The following is a 24,044-nucleotide window of genomic DNA, read 5'->3' as shown; positions in this document are numbered from 1 at the left end:
TTATTGTTTCTCGAAAGAGAAACGAGTTCTCAAGCAATACACATTCAAGTGTCTTGTGTAAGAAGAGTCCGGCAAAACAAACTAACCATCTTAACTCAGATGGAAACCTTGGTTGTTTGCCATACGAAACCTCTTGGGGTTGTATGGTTAAGTGACTAAGCGTACACGGTGGATGCCTGGGCAGTCAGAGGCGATGAAGGACGTACTAACTTGCGATAAGCGTAGATGAGGCAGTAAGAGCCACTTGAGTCTACGATTTCCGAATGGGGAAACCCAGCTGCATAAGCAGTTATCATCAAGTGAATACATAGCTTGATGAGGCGAACCGGGGGAACTGAAACATCTAAGTACCCCGAGGAAGAGAAATCAACCGAGATTCCGGCAGTAGCGGCGAGCGAAACCGGATTAGCCCTTAAGCGCTTTAGGTGTCAGGCGAATGAGCTGGAAAGCTCAGCGATACAGGGTGACAGCCCCGTAGCCGACAACACATTTGGCGTGAAAACGAGTAGGACGGGACACGTGTTATCTTGTCTGAAGATGGGGGGACCATCCTCCAAGGCTAAATACTCCTGACTGACCGATAGTGAACCAGTACCGTGAGGGAAAGGCGAAAAGAACCCCTGTGAGGGGAGTGAAATAGAACCTGAAACCGTGTACGTACAAGCAGTAGGAGCAGGCTTTGTCCTGTGACTGCGTACCTTTTGTATAATGGGTCAGCGACTTAATTTCAGTAGCAAGGTTAACCGTATAGGGGAGCCGTAGGGAAACCGAGTCTTAACTGGGCGTGCAGTTGCTGGGATTAGACCCGAAACCGAGTGATCTAGCCATGGGCAGGTTGAAGGTGCGGTAACACGCACTGGAGGACCGAACCGACTAATGTTGAAAAATTAGCGGATGACTTGTGGCTAGGGGTGAAAGGCCAATCAAACTCGGAGATAGCTGGTTCTCCCCGAAAGCTATTTAGGTAGCGCCTCGGACGAATACTACTGGGGGTAGAGCACTGTTAAGGCTAGGGGGTCATCCCGACTTACCAACCCTTTGCAAACTCCGAATACCAGTAAGTACTATCCGGGAGACACACGGCGGGTGCTAACGTCCGTCGTGGAGAGGGAAACAACCCAGACCGCCAGCTAAGGTCCCAAAGTTATCGCTAAGTGGGAAACGATGTGGGAAGGCTCAGACAGCCAGGATGTTGGCTTAGAAGCAGCCATCATTTAAAGAAAGCGTAATAGCTCACTGGTCGAGTCGGCCTGCGCGGAAGATTTAACGGGGCTAAGCGATACACCGAAGCTGCGGCAATGCGCATTAGCGTATTGGGTAGGGGAGCGTTCTGTAAGCCGCTGAAGGTGTCCTGTAAGGGGCGCTGGAGGTATCAGAAGTGCGAATGCTGACATGAGTAACGATAAAGGGGGTGAAAAACCTCCTCGCCGGAAGACCAAGGGTTCCTGTCCAACGTTAATCGGGGCAGGGTGAGTCGACCCCTAAGGCGAGGCCGAAAGGCGTAGTCGATGGGAAACGGGTTAATATTCCCGTACTTCTTGCTATTGCGATGGGGGGACGGAGAAGGCTAGGTGGGCCTGGCGACGGTTGTCCAGGTTCAAGGGTGTAGGCTGATGGTTTAGGCAAATCCGGACCATCTCAAGGCTGAGACCCGATGTCGAGGCACCACGGTGCTGAAGTCATTGATGCCATGCTTCCGGGAAAAGCCTCTAAGCTTCAGATAGCAAGAAATCGTACCCCAAACCGACACAGGTGGTCGGGTAGAGAATACCAAGGCGCTTGAGAGAACTCGGGTGAAGGAACTAGGCAAAATGGTACCGTAACTTCGGGAGAAGGTACGCTGCCGGCGGTGAAGAGACTTGCTCTTGGAGCTGCTGGCAGTCGCAGATACCAGGTGGCTGCAACTGTTTATTAAAAACACAGCACTGTGCAAAATCGAAAGATGACGTATACGGTGTGACGCCTGCCCGGTGCCGGAAGGTTAATTGATGGGGTTATCCTTAGGGAGAAGCTCTTGATCGAAGCCCCGGTAAACGGCGGCCGTAACTATAACGGTCCTAAGGTAGCGAAATTCCTTGTCGGGTAAGTTCCGACCTGCACGAATGGCGTAATGATGGCCACGCTGTCTCCACCCGAGACTCAGTGAAATTGAAATCGCAGTGAAGATGCTGCGTACCCGCGGCTAGACGGAAAGACCCCGTGAACCTTTACTACAGCTTGGCACTGAACATTGACCCTACATGTGTAGGATAGGTGGGAGGCTTCGAAGCAGGTACGCCAGTATCTGTGGAGCCGTCCTTGAAATACCACCCTTGTAGTGTTGATGTTCTAACGTCGCCCCCTTATCGGGGGTGCGGACAGTGCCTGGTGGGTAGTTTGACTGGGGCGGTCTCCTCCCAAAGCGTAACGGAGGAGCACGAAGGTGGGCTAATCACGGTCGGACATCGTGAGGTTAGTGCAATGGCATAAGCCCGCTTGACTGCGAGAATGACGGTTCGAGCAGGTGCGAAAGCAGGTCATAGTGATCCGGTGGTTCTGAATGGAAGGGCCATCGCTCAACGGATAAAAGGTACTCCGGGGATAACAGGCTGATACCGCCCAAGAGTTCATATCGACGGCGGTGTTTGGCACCTCGATGTCGGCTCATCACATCCTGGGGCTGAAGTCGGTCCCAAGGGTATGGCTGTTCGCCATTTAAAGTGGTACGCGAGCTGGGTTTAGAACGTCGTGAGACAGTTCGGTCCCTATCTGCCGTGGGCGTTGGATGATTGAGAGGGGCTGCTCCTAGTACGAGAGGACCGGAGTGGACGAACCTCTGGTGTTCGGGTTGTGTCGCCAGACGCATTGCCCGGTAGCTAAGTTCGGAATCGATAACCGCTGAAAGCATCTAAGCGGGAAGCGAGCCTCAAGATGAGTCATCCCCAGAGCTTTAAGCTCTCTGAAGGGTTGTTCGAGACTAGAACGTTGATAGGCAGGGTGTGTAAGCGCTGTGAGGCGTTGAGCTAACCTGTACTAATTGCCCGTGCGGCTTAACCATACAACACCCAAGGGGTTTTACGGACTCCACGAGCACTTGAATGGTGTGCTTGAACTTTAGTCAGTTTTTTCCAAGATTGTGATTTACGGCCTGCGGGCGGTGAATCAAAGAATTTGCCTGGCGACCATAGCGCTGTGGACCCACCTGATCCCATGCCGAACTCAGACGTGAAACGCAGCAGCGCCGATGGTAGTGTGGGGCCTCCCCATGTGAGAGTAGGACATCGCCAGGCACCCAATTTAGGTTAGCGTTCTGAACAAACGTTAATCCTGAGTGGAGCGGTAGTTCAGTTGGTTAGAATACCGGCCTGTCACGCCGGGGGTCGCGGGTTCGAGTCCCGTCCGCTCCGCCACTCTTCAATAAGCCCAGTCGAAAGACTGGGCTTTTTTACATTTTACGCTCCCGAAAGTGCTATGCACTTTTTCGCGAGCCGGAATGCCGGACCATCGATTCCCGTCCGCTCCGCCACTCTTCAATAAGCCCAGTCGAAAGACTGGGCTTTTTTACATTTTACGCTCCCGAAAGTGCTACGCACTTTTTCGCGGGCCGGAATGCCGGACCATCGATTCCCGTCCGCTCCGCCACTCTTTAATAAGCCCAGTCGAAAGACTGGGCTTTTTTACATTTTACACTCCCGAAAGTGCGTAGCACTTTTTCGCGGGCCGGAATGCCGGACCATCGATTCCCGTCCGCTCCGCTACTCTTTAAGAATCCCAGTCGAAAGACTGGGCTTTTTTACGTTTAAATACAATGTGTTCGCCCTGCGGTCGAATGTGTCCCGTGGATCGACAGCCCGGTAGCTCCGCCACTTATCTGACTCCTAAATTGAAAACAGCCGGTTTTTGCTCGTTTAAAGCTTTTCTGTTTGACCTCAGGCCAAGTGGATTCTGTAGATACGCTAGCCATGCCGCTACTCTATGGTCATTGGAGCCGTCTTAATCAGAGATGCTTCCCTGCTTAGAAACATTGTGTTCGTCACACCCATTTACAACTCTTTGAGATTAAGCAGTGATTGAAGCTTGAGTGAGACTGCTGGCTGTGAGAGGGTAGGCAGCATCTGAAAACTGTTGAGAATGCTGATGAAATTCTTTTTTGAACGAACTGAAACTGAGCGCGAGATTGCGATCACGCTGAAACCTCATTCACTGTATTTGATGTTGTTGATGCTGGCATTCTGGCTGGTTAATGATTTTGTCTTACAGTCAGCATCGATAGCACAGTTCATGATGCCGATTTTTATGGTGTTTATTGTGATTCGTTTCTTTTCGCTCATCCGGGTACAGAAAGAGGTTCTGGTTGCGATGAAGCAAGGCAAAGTGAAAACGCAGGGCAGCAAATTTTCATTTGCGAATCCGTTTACTTACACCATCTCGAAGTAATTCAAACTTTATTTCCCAAATGGAAAGAATCTCTGAAGCTAATGCTGCTTATTGTCTCTTCACATCCAGTGCATAATAAGGCATTGATGCGGAGGCGTAGGAGAAACAATGGCAGCATTTCAATGGAAACCTCTTTTACTGGCGTGCATGATCGTAAGTATCGGTCAGCTGAGCCTGGGTCTTATCTTCCCGTCTCTGCCATGGATCGCACAGGATCTTTCTTTATCGACTGAACAGGTACAACTTCTGGTTTCCGGCTACCTGTTAGGATTTGGCACTTCGCAACTCGTGTACGGACCACTGTCTGATGTGTTTGGGCGGCGGCCGGTACTGCTTTCTGGTCTATTGATTGCGCTGTTTGGCTTGTCGCTGGCGATTCTGCATGCTGAATCCTTCTCCTGGTTACTGGCCGGACGGGTGATTCAGGGGATGGGAGCCGGAAGTGTGGCTGTCATGGCCAGGGCGACAATCCGTGACAGTTATCAGAGTCATAACCTGGTGCGGGCCATGACCTGGCTGGCGATTGTCGCGGCACTGACGCCAATTGTTGCACCGGTCATTGGCGGAATGGTCAATCACTATGCCGGTTGGCTGGCTGTCTTTATACTGCTGCTGGGCTATATCGCTGTGATCTGGCTGGTTTTGTGCGTTAATTTCCCGGAAAGTTTATCAGTGACTTGCCGTGCGCCGTCAGTGATAACACTGATGAAGGACTATTCGTCGCTTGCGCGATCCAGCCATTTTCTCTCGTTTGCCGGTGTGGGTTGGGTGAATTTCTCACTGGTGGTTTTGTCCATCTCCCTGATGCCTTTCATCATGCAGGTACAAATTGGGATGACATCGGAAAAGTATGCGCTCTGGGCGATGATTCCGGCGTTCGGCCTGATGTGTGGCGGGCTGCTCTGCCAGCGGATACGCCCAAAAATTGGCACCCGACGTATGTTGCTGATCGCCCCTTGGCTGCACCTGCTGGCAGGAATGATTTATATTTTTTCGCCGGTAGAACCAGCGTGGATGATCGGTGGTAACTTTGTACTGGCCATGGCCAACGGGATCGCATTTCCGTGTGCTCAGTCTTTGTTGCTTGTGCCATATGGTGACAAAGCCGGCACTGTGTCTGCTTTGTCTGGAGCTTGCCAGATGGTGTTTGCTTCATTGTTCAGTAACACTTTGCTGAAAATCGGAATCAGTCAGCCGTGGCAACTGGGTGGCGTGATGCTGTTGGGAGCCGGGATCGGATTCGGGCTGGCATTTTTTGGGACGCAGACGGAAAGTGGTCGTCAGGCAGTGGCGACCCTTAACGGATAAACCATACTTAGAATCAGTGGGTTTACCGGAGAAGCGAACATGTGGGAATGTAACTGGCGCTCTTTAATCTGTGGATTACTGATTGCAGCCTGTGCGGCCTGTACGAGTCCTTATGAAGAAAACCTGGCGCACGACAGGCAATGGGACAAGCTCGGCAGCTATCATGGTGAGCAAGGCTACCGTGAGTGGGATGAAAAAGAACTCACCCGGCGTGGTGCGCTCAGTGAAACGGATTATGAAGCTTACCGGGCCGGTTACCTCAAAGGTCGATTCGAATATTGTAGCGAAAAACACACGGTAGATACGGTGATCAATCCCGGTTACCCCAACGATTGCCGGGAAGGTAAATCCAGCAGCAGTTACGGACTGGTTGAGCGGGGTTACTAGCGTCTGCTGTTTTTGTTTTGGATATCGGCTTGCTGACAACAATTCCCCAGCAAGCGGGAAAGAAAAAAGGCTGCCTGAATGGCAGCCTTTTGGCTATTTCACAGGGAGCACAATCAGTTATTGCTGTGCAGCTCGCTGTTCAGCTCAACCGCCGTTTTGTTGGTCAGGCACTCAATCTGGCCTGTAACAGAATTGCGGCGGAAAAGCAGATCCGGCTTACCGGCCAGATCACGTGCTTTCACGACTTCTACTTCCTGGCCGCTGGCATCCAGCATGCGCACTTTTGAACCTGCGGTCACGTACAGACCTGATTCGATGGTACAACGGTCACCCAGCGGGAAGCCCAGACCGGCATTTGCACCCAGCAGGCTGTTTTCACCGATAGATACAACGACTTTGCCGCCACCGGACAGCGTACCCATAATAGACGCACCACCGCCGATATCAGAGCCATTGCCGACAACCACACCAGCAGAAATACGGCCTTCAACCATGCTCACGCCGGTGGTACCTGCGTTGAAGTTGATAAAACCTTCATGCATCACGGTCGTGCCTTCACCCACGTGTGCACCCAGACGTACGCGAGACGTATCAGCGATACGCACGCCCGCTGGAACCACGTAATCAACCATTTTCGGGAACTTGTCGACACAGTCAACCGTCAGCACTTCACCGTTCAGGCGTGCTTCCATTTGGCGGTCAGCCAGCTCTGGCAGATCGATTGGCCCCTGGTTTGTCCAGGCGATGTTGTGCAGTAGACCAAAAATACCGTCCAGTACCAGTCCGTGTGGCAGAACCAGACGATGAGAGATCAGTTGAAGTTTCAGGAAACCTTCGGCTACCGAGGCTGGCGCTTCATCGCTTGCCAGTACCACCAGTACCAGAGGCTGCGCAGACTCAGCCGCTTTCGTCGCGAACTGAGCGCTGGCTGCTTCCCCAGCCGCTGCAAATGCAGCCGCAAGATCCGTACATTGGGCCGCTGTGACTTCAATGGCCTGATTACCTTCTTTGTACTCAACGACCGCTGCAATTGCGCTGACCAGCGCATCAGCCGGATTCAGAATTGGGGTTGGGAAGAAAGCTTCGATGATTTTGTTATCGCGGTTTTTGGTCGCAGTACCTAGGGCGAGTGCAAAGCTGGCCATGATTGATCGTTCTCCATGTAAAATGATTGAGCCCGGTCCGGCAGTACCGTCAGGTTCCCGCTACTGGGGCTCAATAAGAAAATGCATAAAACCCATCATAATGACACTTGTCACGATATTGAAGACCTAACCGAAGATTCGGGTAAAAATGACCAAATATTTGCCGGTAGCCGGGGTGGAGAGTCAGTTGCCGGGTGGAACGGGGAATGAACTTGCATAAAAAAACCTCCAGGAAGGAGGTTTATTCGAAAATGCGCCTGTGAAAACAGAAATTATGCAGCTAGCTTAAGCCGCTTCGTCAGCATCTTCCTGGTCGGAATCGGCATCAGCAACGATTTCCGGTTTAGTGGCTTTCTTTTTTGGAGCGGGTTTCTTTTTCGCCCCCAGTGCAACCAGCACTTCTTCGCGTTTCTGCGCTAGGAACAGTGATAGTTCTTCCTGTTTGGCTTCATCTTCGAACAGCTCGCTTTCACCCAGTAAAGCAAACATATCGTCAGCCATATCCAGCATCTTGTCGTATGCGTCGGCTTCGGACTTAGAGGTGAAAGTCATCTTTTCTTCTCCGTTGCGCTCAACCACATATTTGACGATAACAGCCATGGTCACCCTCTCCGAAATTGATTTACTGGCTGTTTATACAGTAGCATGGTAGGCATTGTCCAGTGATAAGCGTGTGAATGTGATGGCGAGAGAAAAATTTGCCCAGATCTATGCCAGGGCGGCAGAGCGAAAAGGCGGGGATGCGGCGCTGGAGAGTTTGCTGACAACTCCCCTGACAAATGAACAACTTAAGCAAATCAGCGATGACCGCTGGTTATCTGCTTTTTCGCAAAAGGTGTTCCAGTCAGGCATGAGCTGGAAAGTGGTACGCAGCAAATGGCCGAACTTTGAAGAGGTTTTCTTTGGCTTCGATATCGAGAAAATGCTGCTGATGCCGACGGATATGTGGGAGCGAAAAGCCACAGACCCGGCCATTATTCGCCATTTGGGGAAGGTTATGACCATTCCGGCCAATGCCCATATGATCCACGACGCGGCGACGGAGCATGGCTCTTTTGCGGCCATGGTGGCGGACTGGCCAGCCAGTGACATTGTGAGCCTGTGGCAATACCTCAAAAAGCATGGTCAGCGGCTCGGCGGCAATACCGGCCCGTACACGCTGCGGATCATGGGGAAAGACACTTTTATCATCAGTCAGGATGTTGAGGCATACCTGCGCCAGACAGGGGTCATTGATGGTGGCCGCGATACCCGTAAATCGCTGACCGCGGCTCAGGAGGCTTTTACCGCCTGGCAGCAAGAATCAGGCCGACCGCTGTGCCAGATCAGCCAAGTGATTGCGTTTAGCTCAGGTGATAACCGGGTCTGATACTTTGTCTGGCCAGCGCTGACAAAACGCCAGAAACAGTTTCAGCAGCGGGCTTTGGTATTTTTCCCGGTGGTAGAGCAGCCAGTACTGGCGCTGCATATCCAGTGGCAGGTCGAGAATCACCAGGCGCTGATCTTTTACGGCGTGAGACACGGCCCGGCGAGATAGGCAGGTAATGCCCAGTCCGGCTGCGGCACAGTTAATGATGGCTTCGGTATTGTTCAGCTCAAAGGCCTGGTGCCAATGCTCTAATCGCGGCGACAGGCGGCTGAGAAAATATTCCCGGGTGCCGGAGCCCGGCTCGCGCAGGATCCAGTGGCTGTGCTCCAGGTCAGCCAATGTCAGCGACGGGCTCTGTGCCAACGGGTGGGCAGGGTGGCAGGCCACGACCATTTCATCGCCCAGCCAGGGAATAGCATGGAGCTCTTTGAGGTGCACCTTGCCTTCGACTAACCCGACATCGAGTTCAAATTCTGTCAGCATCTGGCAGATCTGCGCTGTGTTGGAAATAAAAAGCGACTGGTCTGTGTGGCCAGATTCGGCGCGGAAATCTCGCAGTAAAAACGGCGTCACCTGATTGCCGACGGTATCGCTTGAGCCGATTTTTAGCTTTCCGGTAACCGGCCCTTCCTGACAAAACAACTGCTCTATATCCTGACTGCGGGCCAGCAGTTCGTCCGCCAGCGGTAGCAAACGTCGTCCCTGATCGTTGATCAGCAATCGGTTATTGTTACGGTCAAAGAGTTTATGCCCCAGCTGTTTTTCCAGCTCTGACAGCGCCATGCTGACTGCGGGTTTGGATAAAAACAGTTTCTCCGCCGCGGCGGTGATAGTGAGTTCCTGGGCTACTGTCACAAACACTTTAAGCTGGCGCAGCGCAATGTTCATAAAGCGTCCTGTTAAGTCATTCTTAAAATAAGATTCAATCCTTTCAAATATCCTAAACCTTTTTCCAGCGATACACTACGTCTGTTGTTGATGAACACATCGGAATACAGGCAGTGACGGATTTTTAACTGCGTTGCTGTACGTGGAGATAACATCATGATTCAGGCTACAAAGAAAACTGTGTTGGGCGCGCCAACGCAAATGGCGGGACTGGCGCTGGGTATTGCGTCGCTGGGCTGGTGCTGGGAAAACGCCGCTGATCTTAACGGGCTGGGACAGTTGACCGGGGCCGGGATTGCCAGCCTGCTGCTGGTGATCCTGCTGGTGAAATTCATCTGCCATCCGGGCTCGCTGTGGCAGGATCTGCGTCATCCGGTCGCGGGCAGCGTGGTACCAACTTTTTCGATGGCTACCATGGTGGTGTCAAAAGCGCTGGGGATGTATGCCCCGCAGGCAGGTCAGGCTCTGTGGTTGCTGGCGGTTATGCTGCATCTGGTGTTTCTGGTTTTGTTTGTTTATCACCGGGTGGTGGATTTTGAGCTGCACCACATGGTACCCAGTTGGTTTGTGCCGCCTATTGGGATCATCGTCGCTGATGTGGCCTTTCCGGGCGGGGCTCTGCGTCCATTGGCCGAAGGCTTGCTGGTGTTTGGTCTGATGGTGTACGCCGTGATGTTGCCGCTGATGATTTATCGCCTGATCTTCTGCCATGAGATCCCGGATGCCGCTAAACCGACCATCGCGATTCTGGCCGCACCAGCCAGTCTGTCGCTGGCAGGGTATCTGACAGTGGCCGAAACGGTTTCGCCGCTGGTGGTGAGCCTGTTGGGCGGGATTGCCGTTCTGATGACCGGGATCATTTATGTGGCATTTTTCCGCCTGCTACGGCTGCCGTTCAGTCCGGGCTATGCTGCGTTCACGTTCCCGATGGTGATTGGCGCGACGGCCTTGTTCAAGGTGGTCGGCTGGATGGCAGCGCGAGGCTTTGCCGGACAGGATATTGCCTGGGTCAGCGGGCTGGCGTATCTGGAGCTGGCCGTGGCGACGCTGGTGGTCAGTTATGTGGCCATCCGTTATCTGGCCTATTACCGCCCGGTTACTCGCTGGTTCAGACCGCGGATGAGCGAAGCGTAACAGCCGTAAAATAATAAAAAGATTAATAAAAAGCCGTTCGGTGATACCGGGCGGCTTTTGCTTTATTTGAATTTGCAGCGATGCAGTGGATGGTAGACAATCAGAGCATGTCCTCAGCCTGCGAGAAAGCTGCGTGTTTACTGTTTATCACTCGAACCAACTGGACTTGCTCAAGTCCCTCCTTGTTGAACTTATCCGCCTCGATCCGCTCGATAATCCGTTTGAACAGGAATGTATCCTGGTACAGAGTCCCGGCATGTCGCAATGGCTCAAGCTGGAGCTGGCTAAATCGCAGGGTATTGCCGCGAATCTCAAATTTCCGCTGCCAGCGACGTTTATCTGGCAGATGTTTACCCAGGTGCTGAGTGATGTACCGGTGCGCAGTGCATTTAACAAAGAGGCGATGACCTGGAAACTGCTGCAGGTGTTGCCGGAACAGTTGCACCGTCCGGAATTTGCCCCGCTGGCCAGTTATCTGGAAGACGATGAGCATCAGGTTAAGCGCTATCAGCTGGCGGAGAAAATTGCCGATATTTTTGACCAGTATCTGGTGTACCGGCCAGAGTGGATTCAGGCATGGGAAGCCGATGAGATTGATCCTGAGCTGGTGGCCGAGCACCCGTGGCAGCCGCTGTTGTGGCAGGCGCTGTACGACCATACGCTGGCGCTGGGGCAATCGCCGTATCACCGTGCCAATCTGTATGAGCATTTTATTGAGACCCTGAACGGGTATCTGCAAAGCGGCTCGTCGTTGCCGATCCAGTTACCCAAGCGCCTGTTTGTGTTTGGTATTTCGGCGCTGCCGCCGCGCTATCTGGATGCCCTGGCGGCACTCGGCAAACACATTGATGTTCATCTGATGTTTACGAACCCGTGTCGCCACTATTGGGGAGACGTGCGCGATCGTAAATACCTGGCTCGTCTGGCAGCCAAGCAGCGTCAGCAGCTCCAGTGGTGCGCAGATCACAGTGAATTGGGCGGGGTGATCTCGCCAATCAAAGGGGAGCTGGAAGACAATATTGTCGACGAAACCCACGAAGGCGCGGTCGGCAATACGCTGCTCGCGTCCCTCGGTAAGCTCGGGCGTGACAACCTGTATCTGTTATCGGAAATGGAAGCCTACGAAGTAGAGGCGTTTGTGGATATTGAGCCGAACAGCCTGCTGCATGCGATTCAGGCCGATATTCTGAACCTCGAAGATCGGGTAAACGATGACATCACCGAATCGAGTGAGCATAAGTTTGCGATTGCCAAAGACGATCGCTCACTGACCCTGCATGCCTGTCATTCACCCATGCGTGAAGTCGAAGTGCTGCATGACAACCTGCTCGCTATGTTGGACGCCAATCCAAAGCTATCGCCGCGGGATATCGTGGTGATGGTGGCGGATATCAACAGCTACAGCCCGTACATTCAGGCGGTGTTCGGCAATGCGCCAGGGGATCGATTTATTCCGTTTTCAATTTCTGACCGCAGTGCGGATCAGGAGAATCCGGTTCTGCTGGCCTTCCTGCGTTTGCTGGGGCTGCCGGAAAGCCGCTGTCAGGCATCGGAGCTCTTAGAGTTGCTGGAAGTCCCGGCTGTCATGGCTCGGTTTGGTTTTGACAGTGACCGCTTTGAGCGGGTGAAGCAGTGGATTGAAGAGGTAGGTATTCGCTGGGGGTTGGATGACGATACGGCGGCGCAGTTTGCTTTGCCGCGCCAGCAACAGAATACCTGGCTGTTCGGTTTGCACCGTATGTTGCTGGGATATGCCATGCCGCAGGAGGCCGGGTTGTATCAGGGCGTGCTGGCCTATGACGAAGTACAGGGACTGGAAGCGGAACTGGCTGGTCAGCTCGGTCTGTTTGTTGAAACCCTGATGCACTACCGTCAGGCACTGGCGGTTGAGCAGCCGGTAGAGGGCTGGATCCGAGTGCTGAATCAGCTGCTGGATGATTGCTTTGCCGTTGATACTGATGGTGAAATGGTGCTGCGGATGATTCGCGATAAGCTGCACCAGCTTGAGCAGCAGCTGGCAGATGCCGGTTACCGTTCCCCGTTGACCCCGGCGGTCATGCGTGACTACCTGCGCGCTAAGCTCTCCGGAGAGCGGGTCAGTCAGCGTTTTCTTGCCGGTCAGGTGAACTTCTGTACCTTGATGCCGATGCGTTCGATCCCGTTCAAAGTGGTGTGTCTGCTGGGAATGAATGACGGGGTTTATCCGCGCTCCATTGCACCGGAAGGGTTTGACCTGATGGTTGGCCGTGGCAAGCACGGCGATCGTTCCCGTCGCGATGATGACCGCTACCTGTTCCTGGAAGCGCTGCAATCTGCGCAGGAAACCCTGTATATCAGTTATGTCGGCCGTTCGATTCAGGACAACAGTGAGAAAGTGCCATCCGTTCTGGTCAGTGAACTGCTGGAATACTGCCAACAGGGATACTGTCTGGAGGGTCATCAGTCGCAACCGGCGGACGAATCTGCCAAAGAATTGCTAACAGCACTGACTTTTGAGCACCCGCTGGTTCCGTTCAGTCCCAAGGCTTTTGAGGGCGATCAGCCCAGCTATGCCATTGAATGGCTGCCTGCGGCCCGGCGGGATCCGCTGTCGGTAGCGCCGTTTATCAGCCAGCCATTGCCGCCGCAGGTGGATGATAATGGCGGGATACTGGAGCTGGCTGAACTGCTTCGTTTCTGGCGACTGCCGGTGCAGTATTTCTTCAACCGTCGACTGAAAGTGTTCTTCGATGCCGGGCCGGGCGCGGTCGAGGATGACGAGCCGTTTGCTCTGGATAATTTGGAACGTTATCAGCTGCGTGAGTCCTTGTTGAACACCTTCCTGCAGGATAGCAGTGCCTTGTCCCCTTCGGGACAGCATCCGTCACCGGATCGGGAAGCACTGTTTGCGCAGTTTACCCGTTATCAGCAAGCGGCGGGGCGTCTGCCGGTGGCGCAGTTCGGTGAGCTGGAGCTGGTGGAAGAGCGCGGCGTGATTGAAAGCCTGGCGCAAACCATCGCGGAACATATGACTGATCGCCGACCGGATCAGGAAGTCGACTTGCCGCTGACGATTGATGGCCGTGCCCTGCGTCTGCAAGGCTGGCTCAAGCATCGTACATCGCAGGGACTGGTGCGTTATCGTCCGGGGAAAATTCGCGCTCAGGATATGCTGTCGGGCTGGATTGAACACCTTTGTGCCTCGGCTGAGCTTAACGGCCCGACCACCACACTGATTGGACTTGACGGAGCGTGGCAGTTTGAGCCGGTCAGTGCCGAGACAGCGCTGCAATACCTGGAAATCCTGGTACAGGCTTATTACCTGGGGCAATGCCAGCCGCTGCCGTACCTGCCCAAAACCGCGTATGAAGGGATCCTGGCCGGGCGCGATAAGCAGGGGGACTGGTGTGAAGACAGTGAGGCACTGGAGAAAGGTGCAGACAGTATGCAGGCCATGTTTAACCCGGCATACATGCGCAGCGGAGAAGGTGAAAACAGTTACATTGCGCGGGTCTGGCCACAGTGGGATGAAGCGTTAGCCGCCGAGGTCATGCATTGGGGTACACAAGTGCTCAAGCCTGCACTGCTGCGCTTGCAGCCGGTTGAATAGCGGTGGTGGTGTAAGCTGGAGGGCGGTGGAAACGTCGCGGTAAAACCAGGAAAGGTGTAGTGTGGCCGCCAGCAAAGTAATTATTTTATGTAGGGCTTGCTGTACGGCCACCGGTCCAGAGGTGACCCGATTTCGTGGCCGGGATAATAACGAAGCCGATGTTACAAAACCGTGAAACATCTCTCATATTGATATAAGACATAGTGGCGATATTCGATATTTTTATTTGGATATGGGCCAGTTCACAAAAAAATATCTGGAACGGGCACGGCTTTGTTTACAAAACGTGGCTGGGTTCCAGCACGGGAATCTGCGTATTCTATGACTCAACAAACGATGACAACGACACCGGAGCCGTTGGAAGCGATGACCTTTCCGCTTCACGGCAACCGGCTGATTGAAGCCTCTGCCGGTACCGGTAAAACCTTCACCATTGCCAGCCTGTACCTGCGCCTGCTGCTGGGACATGGGGACAGTCAGAGCCGTTTTCCCCGTGAACTGACAGTGGATCAGATTCTGGTGGTGACGTTTACCGAAGCGGCGACTGCCGAGTTGCGAGATCGTATCCGTCGCCGTATTCATGATGCCAGAGTGGCGTTCAGCCGTGGTACCAGCCAGGATCCGGTGATCGCTCCGCTGCTGGAAGATCTGCCGGATCATAAGGCGGCTGCAGCGATCCTGTTGCAGGCCGAGCGCCAGATGGACGAAGCTGCTATCTATACCATTCACGGTTTTTGTCAGCGGATGCTGACACAAAATGCGTTTGAGTCCGGCAGCCTGTTCAACAACGAATTTATTACCGAAGAGAGCCAGTTGCGGGCGCAGGTGGTGGCCGACTACTGGCGCCGGAACTTTTATCCGCTGCCGCGCACGCTGGCAGAAGAAGTACGTCGGCACTGGAAAACACCGGCCGCTCTGCTGGGGGCGATCAACACCTTCCTGTCCGGTGCGGAAGTTGAAGTCCGGGCACCGGCGCTCGGCGACAGCTTGCAGGCTCTGCATGACAGCAATCTGGCGCGGATCAATCAGGTGAAGCAGCTCTGGCGGGAGCATGCCGGGGACTTTCACGACCTGATCGCCAACTCCGGCGTCAATAAACGCAGTTATACCAAAACCAGCCTGCCTAAAGCCCTGGCGGAAGTCAGTGAGTGGGCGAATCAGGATAACACCGGGTACGCCCTGCCCAAGGCGCTGGCCAAGTTTGATCAGCAAGAGCTGGCGGAGAAAACCACGAAAGGGGAAGTGCCGACCCATGCGGTTTTTGAGGCGATCAGTGCGCTGCTTGCTAACCCACCGACCATCCGGGATCCACTGCTGGCTCACGCTATTCAGGAATGCCGTCAGCTACTGACTGAAGCCAAGCAGCGCAAAGGCTGGCTGGCGTTTGACGATCTTCTGACCCAGCTGGCTGCTGCGCTCAGCAATGATGAGATGGGGATGCTGGCGAGCCGGATCCGGCGTCAGTACCCGGTCGCGATGATCGATGAATTTCAGGATACCGACCCCCTGCAATACAGCATTTTCAATACCGTTTATGGTGATTCCGCTCAGGCCGCCGGGGAGTCAAGCGCCGAGTTTGCAAAAACAGCATTGCCCGCAGAACCTGATGTCTGCGGCCTGTTTATGATCGGCGATCCCAAGCAGGCGATCTATGCCTTCCGGGGAGCCGATATTTTTACATATATCAAAGCGCGGCGGCAGGTGTCCGCCCATTACACGCTGGGCATCAACTGGCGTTCCACTGCCGAAATGGTGGCGGCGGTCAACCGGATTTTTGAGCACCCGAACAAGCCGTTTATTTACGATCAGGACATCACCTTCCTGCCGGTCAGCCACAGCCCGAAAGCGGCGGAGCGCGGCTGGGCGCTGGACGGACAGCGACAGCCGGCGGTCAGTTTCTGGCACCAGCAGGCCGACCAACCGGTGTCGAAAGGGGAATACCAGCAGGTAATGGCGCGAGCCACCGCTGCGGAAATTCAGCGTATCCTGACCCTGGCTCAACAACACAAAGCCACGTTGATTGACGGTGGCGAGCCTTCGCGCGCCATTGAAGCCTGTGATATTTCGGTGCTGGTGCGCACCGGTACGGAAGGAGCGCTGATCAAAGAAGCGCTGGCCCAACAGGGGATCGCCAGCGTGTACCTGTCTAATCGCGACAGTGTCTTCGCCTGTAATGAAGCGGCGGATGTGCAGCGTCTGCTGCAGGCGGTGCTGACCCCGGAAGATGATCGCGCCCTGCGCGCTGCCTTGGCCTCCGGGCTGTTCGCGCTGACCATCGGTGAACTGGATGCGCTCAATGCCGATGAAGGCAAGTGGGAGCAGTATGTTTCTGAGTTTCGTGAATACCGCAAACTGTGGCAGCGCCGGGGCGTTTTGCCGATGCTGCGCCATCTGCTGACGGCGCGGAAGATCCCGGAGCGGCTGTTGAGTGAAAACGGCGGTGAGCGTCGGCTGACAGACTTGCTGCATATTGGTGAACTGTTACAGCAAGCCAGCCAGACCCTCGACAGCGATCATGCGTTGCTGCGTTGGCTGGCCGAGCACATCGAAGCCCCGAACGGCAATGTCGATGAGCAGCAGGTGCGATTGGAGTCGGAGCGTAAACTGGTGCAAATCGTCACGATTCACAAATCAAAAGGTCTGGAATATGACCTGGTGTTCCTGCCGTTTGCCTGCAGCTATCGCGAAACTGACACCGCGCTGTTCCACGATGAACAGACTCAGCAGGCCGTGCTGGATATTACCGGTGCGGAAGAGAGCCTGACGCTGGCGAAAAAAGAGCGGCTGGCGGAAGACCTGCGCCTGATCTACGTTGCCCTGACCCGGGCTGTGTACGGCTGTTATATCGGCATGGCACCGGTTCGCAACGGCCGCAGTACTAAAGCGCCTACCGGTCTGCACCACACCGCCATTGGCTGGCTGGTGCAAAACGGTGAAGAGGGAGGCCCGGCTGAGCTGGCGGCGGCACTGGCGACCGTGTGCGGGAAAAATCCGGCCATGGCGGTCGTCTCGCCGCCGGAGCGGCCGGAGGATATCTGGCAGCCGAGCGACGACACCCCGCCGGTTCTGGAGCCAAGAACGTTCACCAGCCAGTTTGAGAAAAACTGGTGGATCACCAGTTATTCGGGGCTGATCAAGCAGGGCCACAGCCATGTGGATGCCTCGTTTGAGCTGCCGGGGTTTGATACAGACTCGTCCGGGGATGAAACGCTGGCAGACGGTGAGCTGGCGGCAACACCCGCACGATCCATTTTTACCTTCCCGAAAGGCGCGCGCCCGGGAACCTTCCTTCATAGCCTGTTCGAAAACATCGAGTTTACGGCACCGGCAGATAGCGCGGAAACCCGCGAGGCGATTCTTGAACTGCTGCGCCTGGAGAACTATGACGAAGAATGGCTGCCGGTTCTGCAGACCCTGATTGCGGAAGTGATGAACTGTCCGCTGGATGGCGACACCCTGCGGCTTGGTGCTCTGGGGCCATCGCAGCGGCTGACTGAAATGGAATTTATGCTGCCGATTACCCTGCTTTCGGCACCGCTGCTCAATAAAGTGATTGCCCGCCATGACAGCCTGTCTGCCAAAGCGGGAGAGCTGGGTTTTGCCACCGTTAGCGGGATGCTGAAAGGATTTATTGACCTGGTGTTTGAGCATGATGGCCGTTATTACGTGCTTGACTGGAAATCGAACTGGCTGGGAGATGATCCGGAGCGTTACCGTGGTGCGCAGCTGGCAGAAGCCATGGCTGAGCACCGTTATGACTTGCAGTATCAGCTCTATGCGCTGGCGCTACACCGGTTCCTCAAATCCCGGAAGCCGGACTATGACTACGACACCCACTTCGGTGGCGTGTATTACCTGTTCCTGCGTGGTGTGAAAGCCGACAGTGACAGCGGTATTTTCCATGCCCGGCCTAGCTTGGCGTTGCTGGCTGACATGGAAGCCCTGATCGACGGAGAACCTCTGGATGCTTAACCGCCTAGAAAAACTGGCCCGGCAGGGTCACCTGCGGGCGCTGGATTATCAGTTTGCCAAGTTTGTCTGCCAATCCGCCGGGCGGCTGGATGATGCGCTGCTGGCCCTGGCGTCAGCACTGACCAGCTACGAGCTGGGTCAGGGGCATGTCTGCCTGATGCTGGATAAGGTGGATGTCCAGCGGTTGTTTGGTCTGCCGACCGAACACAGCCAGCAACTGCTGGGGGACGTGGCTTCGCCTGACTCCTGGGCGGTACAGCTGGCCGATTTACCGGCCGTCTCTGACGGCAGCGCGCCGACACCGCTGGTGTTGGCGCAAAACCGTCTTTACCTCAATCGATATTGGCAGTTTGAGCAACGTGTGGCCGCTTATCTTCGCCATGCCGCTGCCAGTGCGGCAGATCACGTGGTGGTAGATCAAGCGCAGGCTGACTCAGCCTCGCAGGCTTTGGCTGCGCCAATGGCGGCACAGCTGAATGAGTTGTTTGCCAGGGATTACCGTTTTTTGCATCAGGCACTGAGCGCGCTGGACGGGGAGGCGAATACTCCACAGGCGCGTCAGCAGGAAGTTTGCGACAAACTCGATGTGGTTGTCCCCGAAATGCTTGACTGGGCGGCGATTGATCAGGTGTTGCAGTCCGCTACTGACGTGGCGGCGCTGGCCCGGCTGGATACTTTAGTGCCGCTGGCTGCCTGCCTGAACTGGCAGAAAGTGGCGGCGGCGGTGGCGTTGACCCAGCAATTTGCGGTGATTTCCGGCGGACCGGGTACTGGTAAAACTACCACCGTAGCCAAACTGCTGGCAGCATTGGTGGCGCAGGCGCTGCACCGAGATGAGCGGGACGAACAGGGCAATCTGGTGATGCCGGATATCAAGTTGGTGGCGCCGACGGGCAAAGCGGCCGCCCGCCTGACCGAGTCCATCGGTGCTGCGGTGAAATCGTTGCCAGTCGGTGAGAATGTCAAATCTCATATTCCGACGCAGTCGAGTACGATTCACCGATTACTGGGCGCGATTCCGAACCGGGTTGGGTTTCGTCACAACCGTGATAACCCGCTCCATCTGGATGTGCTGGTGGTGGATGAAGCCTCGATGGTAGATCTGCCGATGATGGCACGGCTGCTTGAATCGCTGCCGCCTCATGCCAAACTGATTCTGCTCGGAGATCGGGATCAGCTGGCTTCGGTCGAGGCCGGCGCGGTGTTGGGGGACATCTGTGCGTTTGCCGGACAGGGCTACAGCCAGACCCAGAGTCAGCAGCTGAGTGCCCTTACCGGTTTCAGATTTGCGGCGGGAAACGTGCAGAGTGTGGTGAACGACAGTTTGTGTATGCTGCAAAAAAGTTACCGTTTCCATGCCCAGTCCGGGATTGGGCAGTTGGCAAAGGCCATAAACAGCGGCCAGCCGTCGCAGGTCGAAAAAGTCTGGCAGCAGGGATTTCGTGATATCAGCTTTTATCCGCTGAGTAGCGAGAGCTATCAGACGCTGCTCAACCGGACGGTGACCTTTTATTACGACTACCTAGATGCCATCGCTGAGCGCCAGACACCGGATGTGGTGCTGGCGCAGTTCGCCAAAGTGCGGTTGCTGTGCGCCCTGCGCGAAGGGGACTTCGGGGTGACCGGCCTGAATCAGCGCATCGAACGGATGTTGGAGAAGAACAACAAAATCAAGTGCGGCTCCGAAGACGTCTGGTACGAAGGGCGCCCGGTGATGATCACCCAGAATGATCACGGTCTGGGGCTTTATAACGGTGATATCGGGATCACGATGCTGGAGGCCGAGCCGGAGGCGGGCAGTGAACCGCGTTTGCGGGTGTATTTTGAGATGCCAGATAAAACGATTCGTTCGGTGTTGCCAAGCCGTTTGCCGGATCATGAGACGGTATATGCCATGACCATCCACAAATCGCAGGGCTCGGAGTTTGCGGATACCCTGATGGTACTGCCGCCGGATTACAGCCCGATCCTGACCCGTGAACTGATCTATACCGGGGTTACCCGGGCAAAAAGCCGCCTGGCTCTGTTTGCGACGCCGGAAGTGGTGCACCGGGCGGTGCGGCTGCGTACCGAACGGGCAAGCGGGCTGGCCACTTTGCTGAGTGTGCCCCAGCGATAATGTGAAAAGCCGGCGTAATGCCGGCTTTTTTATTTGGGGTGTTCTGGTTCTGACATGGCTTGATTTAGTACGGCAGCGTCCGTGGTCGCCTTACAGATCCAGAATCAGGATTTTGGAGCGGCGCTGGAAGTTATACAGCGCTTGTTTGGCCATCGGCAACTGATCGACATTGGATTCGGTGAACCCCTGCTCCCGGAACCAGTGTACGCTGCGGGTGGTCAGCACAAACAACTGGCGCAGTCCGAGCTGGCGGGCTTGCAGCCGGATCTGGCTGAGCAGGATGGCGCCGCGATCACCATCACGGTAATCAGGATGAACCGCTACGCAGGCCATTTCTGCCATTTTCTCATCCGGGAAAGGATAAAGGGCCGCGCAGCCGATGATCAGGCCATCCCGCTCAATAATGGTGAACTGACTAATTTCCTGTTCCAGTTGCTCTCGGGAGCGGCGGACCAGAATGCCATCTTGCTCCAGCGGACGGATCAGAGCCAGGATGCCGCCAATATCATCAATACCGGCCCGGCGCACCTGTTCGGCACTTTCCATGACGATCTGGGTACCGATGCCGTCAAACGAGAACAGCTCCTGGATCAGGGCACCGTCTTCTTTGTAGCTGATGAGGTGGCTGCGCGGCACGCCGGCCCGGCAGGCGGTAATGGCGCCCCGCAGGAAGCGGCCGGTGCCTGAACTGTCAGTCTGTTCGGCAATGAGCCGTTGCAGAACCTGCTCGGCTTGGGCTGGCAGCATTTCGGAGATCACATCGCCTTCGGTGCTGAGGACGCCCTGTTCGGAACAGAACCCGATCAGCTTGTCCGCATTGAGCTTAATGGCTAGCTGGGTGGCGATCTCCTCCGAGGTCAGGTTAAAGCATTCACCGGTCACTGAGCTGGCAATCGGACCCATTAGCACAATGGCATCCTGATCCAGCTGGCGGTGAATGGCATCAATATCAATCCGGCGCACTTTGCCGCTGTGGGCGTAGTCAATCCCGTCATCAACCCCCAATGGCTGGGCGATGATAAAGTTGCCGCTGATCACGTGAATCTGGGCACCTGCCATAGGGGTATTATTCAGGCCCATCGAAAAGCGGGCGGTAATATCCAGCTGCAGTTGACCGGCAGCCTGTTTGGCAATTTCCAGCGCCCGCTCGTCGGTAATGCGAATGCCTTTATGATAAGGAGTCGGATAGCCGACCTGCTCGGTCAGTGCGGAAATCTGGGGACGAGCGCCATACACCAGAACAATCCGTAACCCCAGGCTGTTCAGCAGGGCAATGTCGTTGACTATATTGGGGAAATTGCTGTCAGCAATGGCTTCCCCGCCCAGCATAATGACAATGGTCTTGCCAATATGGGCATGCAAATAGGGGGCTGACTGGCGAAACCCTTTCACCAGGGCGGTACTTCTGATCTTCACGGTGACTTCCTTGCGGCTGCGTGACAGCCATAGCCGGTATGATGGACGTAGTATTCAGGTACGATTAGCGAATCGGTATGTCACCAATTTATTAATGATTATGCGTTTTAAGTCAATAAAAATTCCATTGGTGGCATGTGTACCGTCGTTGTTCTGTTGCGCTTTGTCAGCCTCCGAAAGGAAGGTTTATTGACAGAGTTCGTCATTCATGCCGGAAAATTACGTTATAGTGAGAGCAGATTAGTAAGAAGTTTGTCAGTATGTCCGAACCGCGTCCGTCTTCATCGCCCGTGCCCCAAAAAACAACATCCCGCCGGTATTGGATAGGTGGGCTGATTTTGTTGGGTACGATGGTATTTGGCGTAGAGCTTGAGCAAAAAATGTTTCAGCCTGAACCACTGCCGGATATTTTCGGGGTGTGGACAGAGCAAGAGGTCGCTCCCTATGCCGCAGACAGTTTTGAAGTGCGTCCGAGTGGAATTTTTGTTGATGGCCGTCAGGTGAATACCCATTATCAGTGGGATGGCCATGTGCTGGAATACACACTGGGTGAACAAACGTACACTTATACCTTTCTGGCTGATCAGCTGATTCGTCAGCGACCGGCACATTACACTTCTGCTTTTTCTCGTCAGGCGCTGATGCTGCGCCACACTCTCTGACGATGCCTGAACTTATGGGCGCTCCGGCATGGCGGTCAGGCAACGGAGCAGTTGATTGATTGGCACCTGGCGCATAGCCACCTGGCGCATCGTATCGGCCAGATCCGGATTTCCTCCCAGACAGCGCTGAATCACATCATTGATTTGTCCCGGTGAGTTACCGTCGCTGGCGAGACTGCGAATCCACTGATACTCGACAGAATTAATGTCCAGAAGGGTATCTTTCCCTATTTTGAGCGGTTGGTTCATGGTGCCTTCCCTGTTGGTTCAGATGACGTTTGTGTGACGTTTTTATTAAAGCTGACAAATGTGACACAAATATGACAGTAGTGTCATATTGGTCAAGATGCAAGCACGAAACGCGTGGCACAGCAAATGAACCGAAAACCAACAGAAGGCTGACATTTTCTGCAGCCGGATCCGCCACAATCAGACATCTGAGCAAAGTGCCTTGGGTTTCACCTGCGAGCTGGGTAAACTTGGGGACTCGCTACATTTATTATCAACTCTGTATCATAGGTTTCACAGTGTTTCGTAAAGCAACCATTGCGCTTTTAATATTAGGGCTGGCCGGGTGTGCCAAGCCGACAGAACGGGGACAGCAGTATCTTGACGGTGAGTTCAATCAGATACTGAACCGGGTTGAAACTGTGGAATCGGATAAATCCCGCGACTACAGCCAGTTCCAGGCTCAGGCGGAAAAGGTGATGGAACGCTCACCGCGCATGGCATCCAAGTACCAGTCGCTGTATCACCAGATTCAGCTGTGGGTTGCACAAGGCGGTGATCCGAAAGAGCTGGCGAATTACGGTATTCAGATCGCTCAGATGGGCGGTGGGGACAGCCAGGGGAATGTGATGTTCACCGGTTATTTTTCACCGGTGATTGAATTACGCCATACGCCGGACGAAACCTACCGTTACCCGGTGTATGCGATGCCTGAGTGCCCGTCCCGCTGTCCGAGTCGGTCGGAAATCTACGCCGGGGCTCTGGCAGGACAGGGGCTGGAGCTGGGCTACAGTGCTTCCATGCTGGATGTCTTCATGATGGAGGTGCAGGGCAGCGGGTTCGTCCATTACGAGGACAACGATGAGCTGCAGTATTTTGCGTACAGCGGTAAGAATGGCCACCGCTATGTCAGTATCGGTCGTATTCTGATCGAGCGGGGCGAAGTACCGAAAGAGAAAATGTCCCTGAAAGCCATTGCTGACTGGGTGAGCCGTCAGGATGAAGAGACAGCCCGTGAGCTGCTGGAGCAAAATCCGTCGTATGTGTTCTTCAAACCGAAAGACAACCTGGATGTGATTGGCTCGGCAGGCATTCCGCTGCTGGCACATGCCTCGGTCGCCGCTGATCGTGACTACCTGCCGATGGGCAGTGTCTTGCTGGCCGAAGTGCCTCAGTTGGATGAAGAAGGGAACTGGAACGGTAAACATGTGCTGAAATTATTACTGGCGCTGGATACCGGCGGTGCGGTGAAGAAAAACCACCTCGACCTGTACCACGGGATGGGGAATCAGGCAGGCATTGATGCCGGTCATTACAAGCACTTTGGCCGGGTCTGGAAGCTGGGTCTGCAGGACACGGCTACTGAGCAACCGTGGCAGACAAACTAGCGACGGCGTTCAGTCGTGTCACT

Annotated in this window: 15 protein-coding genes, 1 tRNA gene and 2 rRNA genes; 13 read left to right on the top strand and 5 right to left on the bottom strand. The window is 54.7% G+C overall.

Features of this window, described 5'->3' with window-relative positions:
* The first annotated feature begins 145 nt into the window (after window positions 1-145).
* From PGW97_RS13410 to PGW97_RS13385, 6 genes are all read left to right on the top strand, one after another.
* Window positions 146-3,037: ribosomal RNA gene (locus PGW97_RS13410) — 23S ribosomal RNA — on the top strand.
* Between the two features lie 116 nt (window positions 3,038-3,153).
* A 5S ribosomal RNA gene (rrf, locus tag PGW97_RS13405) occupies window positions 3,154-3,269 on the top strand.
* A 43-nt stretch (window positions 3,270-3,312) separates the two neighbouring features.
* Window positions 3,313-3,389, top strand: a tRNA-Asp gene (locus PGW97_RS13400).
* A 727-nt stretch (window positions 3,390-4,116) separates the two neighbouring features.
* A complete protein-coding gene (locus PGW97_RS13395) occupies window positions 4,117-4,416 on the top strand; it encodes a hypothetical protein (RefSeq protein WP_217393605.1) in 300 nt (99 codons plus the stop codon).
* Between the two features lie 108 nt (window positions 4,417-4,524).
* Window positions 4,525-5,724: a multidrug effflux MFS transporter gene (locus PGW97_RS13390; RefSeq protein ID WP_047883218.1), complete on the top strand. Its 1,200-nt coding sequence runs from the start codon at window positions 4,525-4,527 to the stop codon at window positions 5,722-5,724.
* Between the two features lie 39 nt (window positions 5,725-5,763).
* Entirely contained in the window at window positions 5,764-6,111 is a 348-nt protein-coding gene (locus tag PGW97_RS13385) for a DUF2799 domain-containing protein (RefSeq protein WP_047883217.1), read from the top strand.
* A 113-nt stretch (window positions 6,112-6,224) separates the two neighbouring features.
* Here the strand turns inward: PGW97_RS13385 and dapD are convergent, their stop codons facing one another.
* The gene (gene dapD, locus PGW97_RS13380) at window positions 6,225-7,256 is read right to left on the bottom strand and encodes a 2,3,4,5-tetrahydropyridine-2,6-dicarboxylate N-succinyltransferase (protein WP_273857491.1); all 1,032 of its coding nucleotides are present in this window, start codon (window positions 7,254-7,256) and stop codon (window positions 6,225-6,227) included.
* Between the two features lie 285 nt (window positions 7,257-7,541).
* Window positions 7,542-7,856: a YebG family protein gene (locus PGW97_RS13375; protein WP_047883215.1), complete on the bottom strand. Its 315-nt coding sequence runs from the start codon at window positions 7,854-7,856 to the stop codon at window positions 7,542-7,544.
* Window positions 7,857-7,938: 82 nt separating this feature from the next.
* On the opposite strand from PGW97_RS13375, the gene PGW97_RS13370 reads away from it, so the two are divergent.
* Complete coding sequence (locus PGW97_RS13370) at window positions 7,939-8,625, top strand: DNA-3-methyladenine glycosylase I (RefSeq protein WP_273857490.1); 687 nt, start codon at window positions 7,939-7,941, stop codon at window positions 8,623-8,625.
* On the opposite strand, the gene PGW97_RS13365 is transcribed toward PGW97_RS13370, so the two are convergent.
* On the bottom strand, window positions 8,605-9,513 hold the full coding sequence (locus PGW97_RS13365) for a LysR substrate-binding domain-containing protein (RefSeq protein ID WP_047883214.1): 909 nt from the start codon (window positions 9,511-9,513) through the stop codon (window positions 8,605-8,607). The two genes, PGW97_RS13370 and PGW97_RS13365, sit on opposite strands and share 21 nt — an antisense overlap.
* 156 nt (window positions 9,514-9,669) lie before the next feature.
* On the opposite strand from PGW97_RS13365, the gene PGW97_RS13360 reads away from it, so the two are divergent.
* From PGW97_RS13360 to recD, 4 genes are all read left to right on the top strand, one after another.
* A complete protein-coding gene (locus PGW97_RS13360) occupies window positions 9,670-10,647 on the top strand; it encodes a TDT family transporter (protein ID WP_273857489.1) in 978 nt (325 codons plus the stop codon).
* A gap of 133 nt (window positions 10,648-10,780) precedes the next feature.
* Window positions 10,781-14,236 (top strand): exodeoxyribonuclease V subunit gamma, encoded by a 3,456-nt coding sequence (recC, locus tag PGW97_RS13355; RefSeq protein WP_273857488.1) that lies wholly within the window; start codon window positions 10,781-10,783, stop codon window positions 14,234-14,236.
* Window positions 14,237-14,557: 321 nt separating this feature from the next.
* Complete coding sequence (gene recB / locus PGW97_RS13350) at window positions 14,558-18,208, top strand: exodeoxyribonuclease V subunit beta (RefSeq protein WP_273857487.1); 3,651 nt, start codon at window positions 14,558-14,560, stop codon at window positions 18,206-18,208.
* Window positions 18,201-20,327 carry an exodeoxyribonuclease V subunit alpha gene (gene recD / locus PGW97_RS13345; protein WP_273857486.1) on the top strand — a complete coding sequence of 709 codons (2,127 nt, stop codon included), beginning with the start codon at window positions 18,201-18,203 and terminating at the stop codon, window positions 20,325-20,327. Before recB ends, recD begins: the two co-directional genes overlap by 8 nt.
* 90 nt (window positions 20,328-20,417) lie before the next feature.
* On the opposite strand, the gene argA is transcribed toward recD, so the two are convergent.
* Window positions 20,418-21,743 carry an amino-acid N-acetyltransferase gene (gene argA / locus PGW97_RS13340; protein WP_217393623.1) on the bottom strand — a complete coding sequence of 442 codons (1,326 nt, stop codon included), beginning with the start codon at window positions 21,741-21,743 and terminating at the stop codon, window positions 20,418-20,420.
* 380 nt (window positions 21,744-22,123) lie between these two features.
* Here argA and PGW97_RS13335 point away from each other — a divergent pair, with 380 nt between their 5' ends.
* A complete protein-coding gene (locus PGW97_RS13335) occupies window positions 22,124-22,405 on the top strand; it encodes a DUF2850 domain-containing protein (RefSeq protein ID WP_249037527.1) in 282 nt (93 codons plus the stop codon).
* Between the two features lie 12 nt (window positions 22,406-22,417).
* On the opposite strand, the gene PGW97_RS13330 is transcribed toward PGW97_RS13335, so the two are convergent.
* Window positions 22,418-22,654, bottom strand: coding sequence for a hypothetical protein (locus tag PGW97_RS13330; RefSeq protein ID WP_047883207.1), 237 nt, complete (start codon window positions 22,652-22,654; stop codon window positions 22,418-22,420).
* A gap of 278 nt (window positions 22,655-22,932) precedes the next feature.
* Here PGW97_RS13330 and mltA point away from each other — a divergent pair, with 278 nt between their 5' ends.
* The gene (gene mltA, locus PGW97_RS13325; protein ID WP_217393625.1) at window positions 22,933-24,021 is read left to right on the top strand and encodes a murein transglycosylase A; all 1,089 of its coding nucleotides are present in this window, start codon (window positions 22,933-22,935) and stop codon (window positions 24,019-24,021) included.
* Window positions 24,022-24,044 lie beyond the last annotated feature (23 nt).

The organism is Photobacterium sp. GSS17 (assembly GCF_028621875.1).
GTDB lineage: Bacteria > Pseudomonadota > Gammaproteobacteria > Enterobacterales > Vibrionaceae > Photobacterium > Photobacterium ganghwense.
The sequence above is the reverse complement of the archived record's forward strand: the minus strand, read 5'-3'. Positions and strand labels throughout refer to the sequence as shown.

Excerpts from the sequence above, each read along its gene's own strand:
- recD (WP_273857486.1), top strand. The coding sequence starts at position 18,201 with ATGCTTAACCGCCTAGAAAAACTGGCCCGGCAGGGTCACCTGCGGGCG.
- PGW97_RS13385 (WP_047883217.1), top strand. The coding sequence starts at position 5,764 with ATGTGGGAATGTAACTGGCGCTCTTTAATCTGTGGATTACTGATTGCA.
- dapD (WP_273857491.1), bottom strand. The coding sequence starts at position 7,256 with ATGGCCAGCTTTGCACTCGCCCTAGGTACTGCGACCAAAAACCGCGAT.
- recB (WP_273857487.1), top strand. The coding sequence starts at position 14,558 with ATGACTCAACAAACGATGACAACGACACCGGAGCCGTTGGAAGCGATG.
- PGW97_RS13360 (WP_273857489.1), top strand. The coding sequence starts at position 9,670 with ATGATTCAGGCTACAAAGAAAACTGTGTTGGGCGCGCCAACGCAAATG.
- PGW97_RS13335 (WP_249037527.1), top strand. The coding sequence starts at position 22,124 with ATGTTTCAGCCTGAACCACTGCCGGATATTTTCGGGGTGTGGACAGAG.
- PGW97_RS13375 (WP_047883215.1), bottom strand. The coding sequence starts at position 7,856 with ATGGCTGTTATCGTCAAATATGTGGTTGAGCGCAACGGAGAAGAAAAG.
- PGW97_RS13370 (WP_273857490.1), top strand. The coding sequence starts at position 7,939 with ATGGCGAGAGAAAAATTTGCCCAGATCTATGCCAGGGCGGCAGAGCGA.
- PGW97_RS13365 (WP_047883214.1), bottom strand. The coding sequence starts at position 9,513 with ATGAACATTGCGCTGCGCCAGCTTAAAGTGTTTGTGACAGTAGCCCAG.
- PGW97_RS13390 (WP_047883218.1), top strand. The coding sequence starts at position 4,525 with ATGGCAGCATTTCAATGGAAACCTCTTTTACTGGCGTGCATGATCGTA.
- PGW97_RS13395 (WP_217393605.1), top strand. The coding sequence starts at position 4,117 with ATGAAATTCTTTTTTGAACGAACTGAAACTGAGCGCGAGATTGCGATC.
- PGW97_RS13330 (WP_047883207.1), bottom strand. The coding sequence starts at position 22,654 with ATGAACCAACCGCTCAAAATAGGGAAAGATACCCTTCTGGACATTAAT.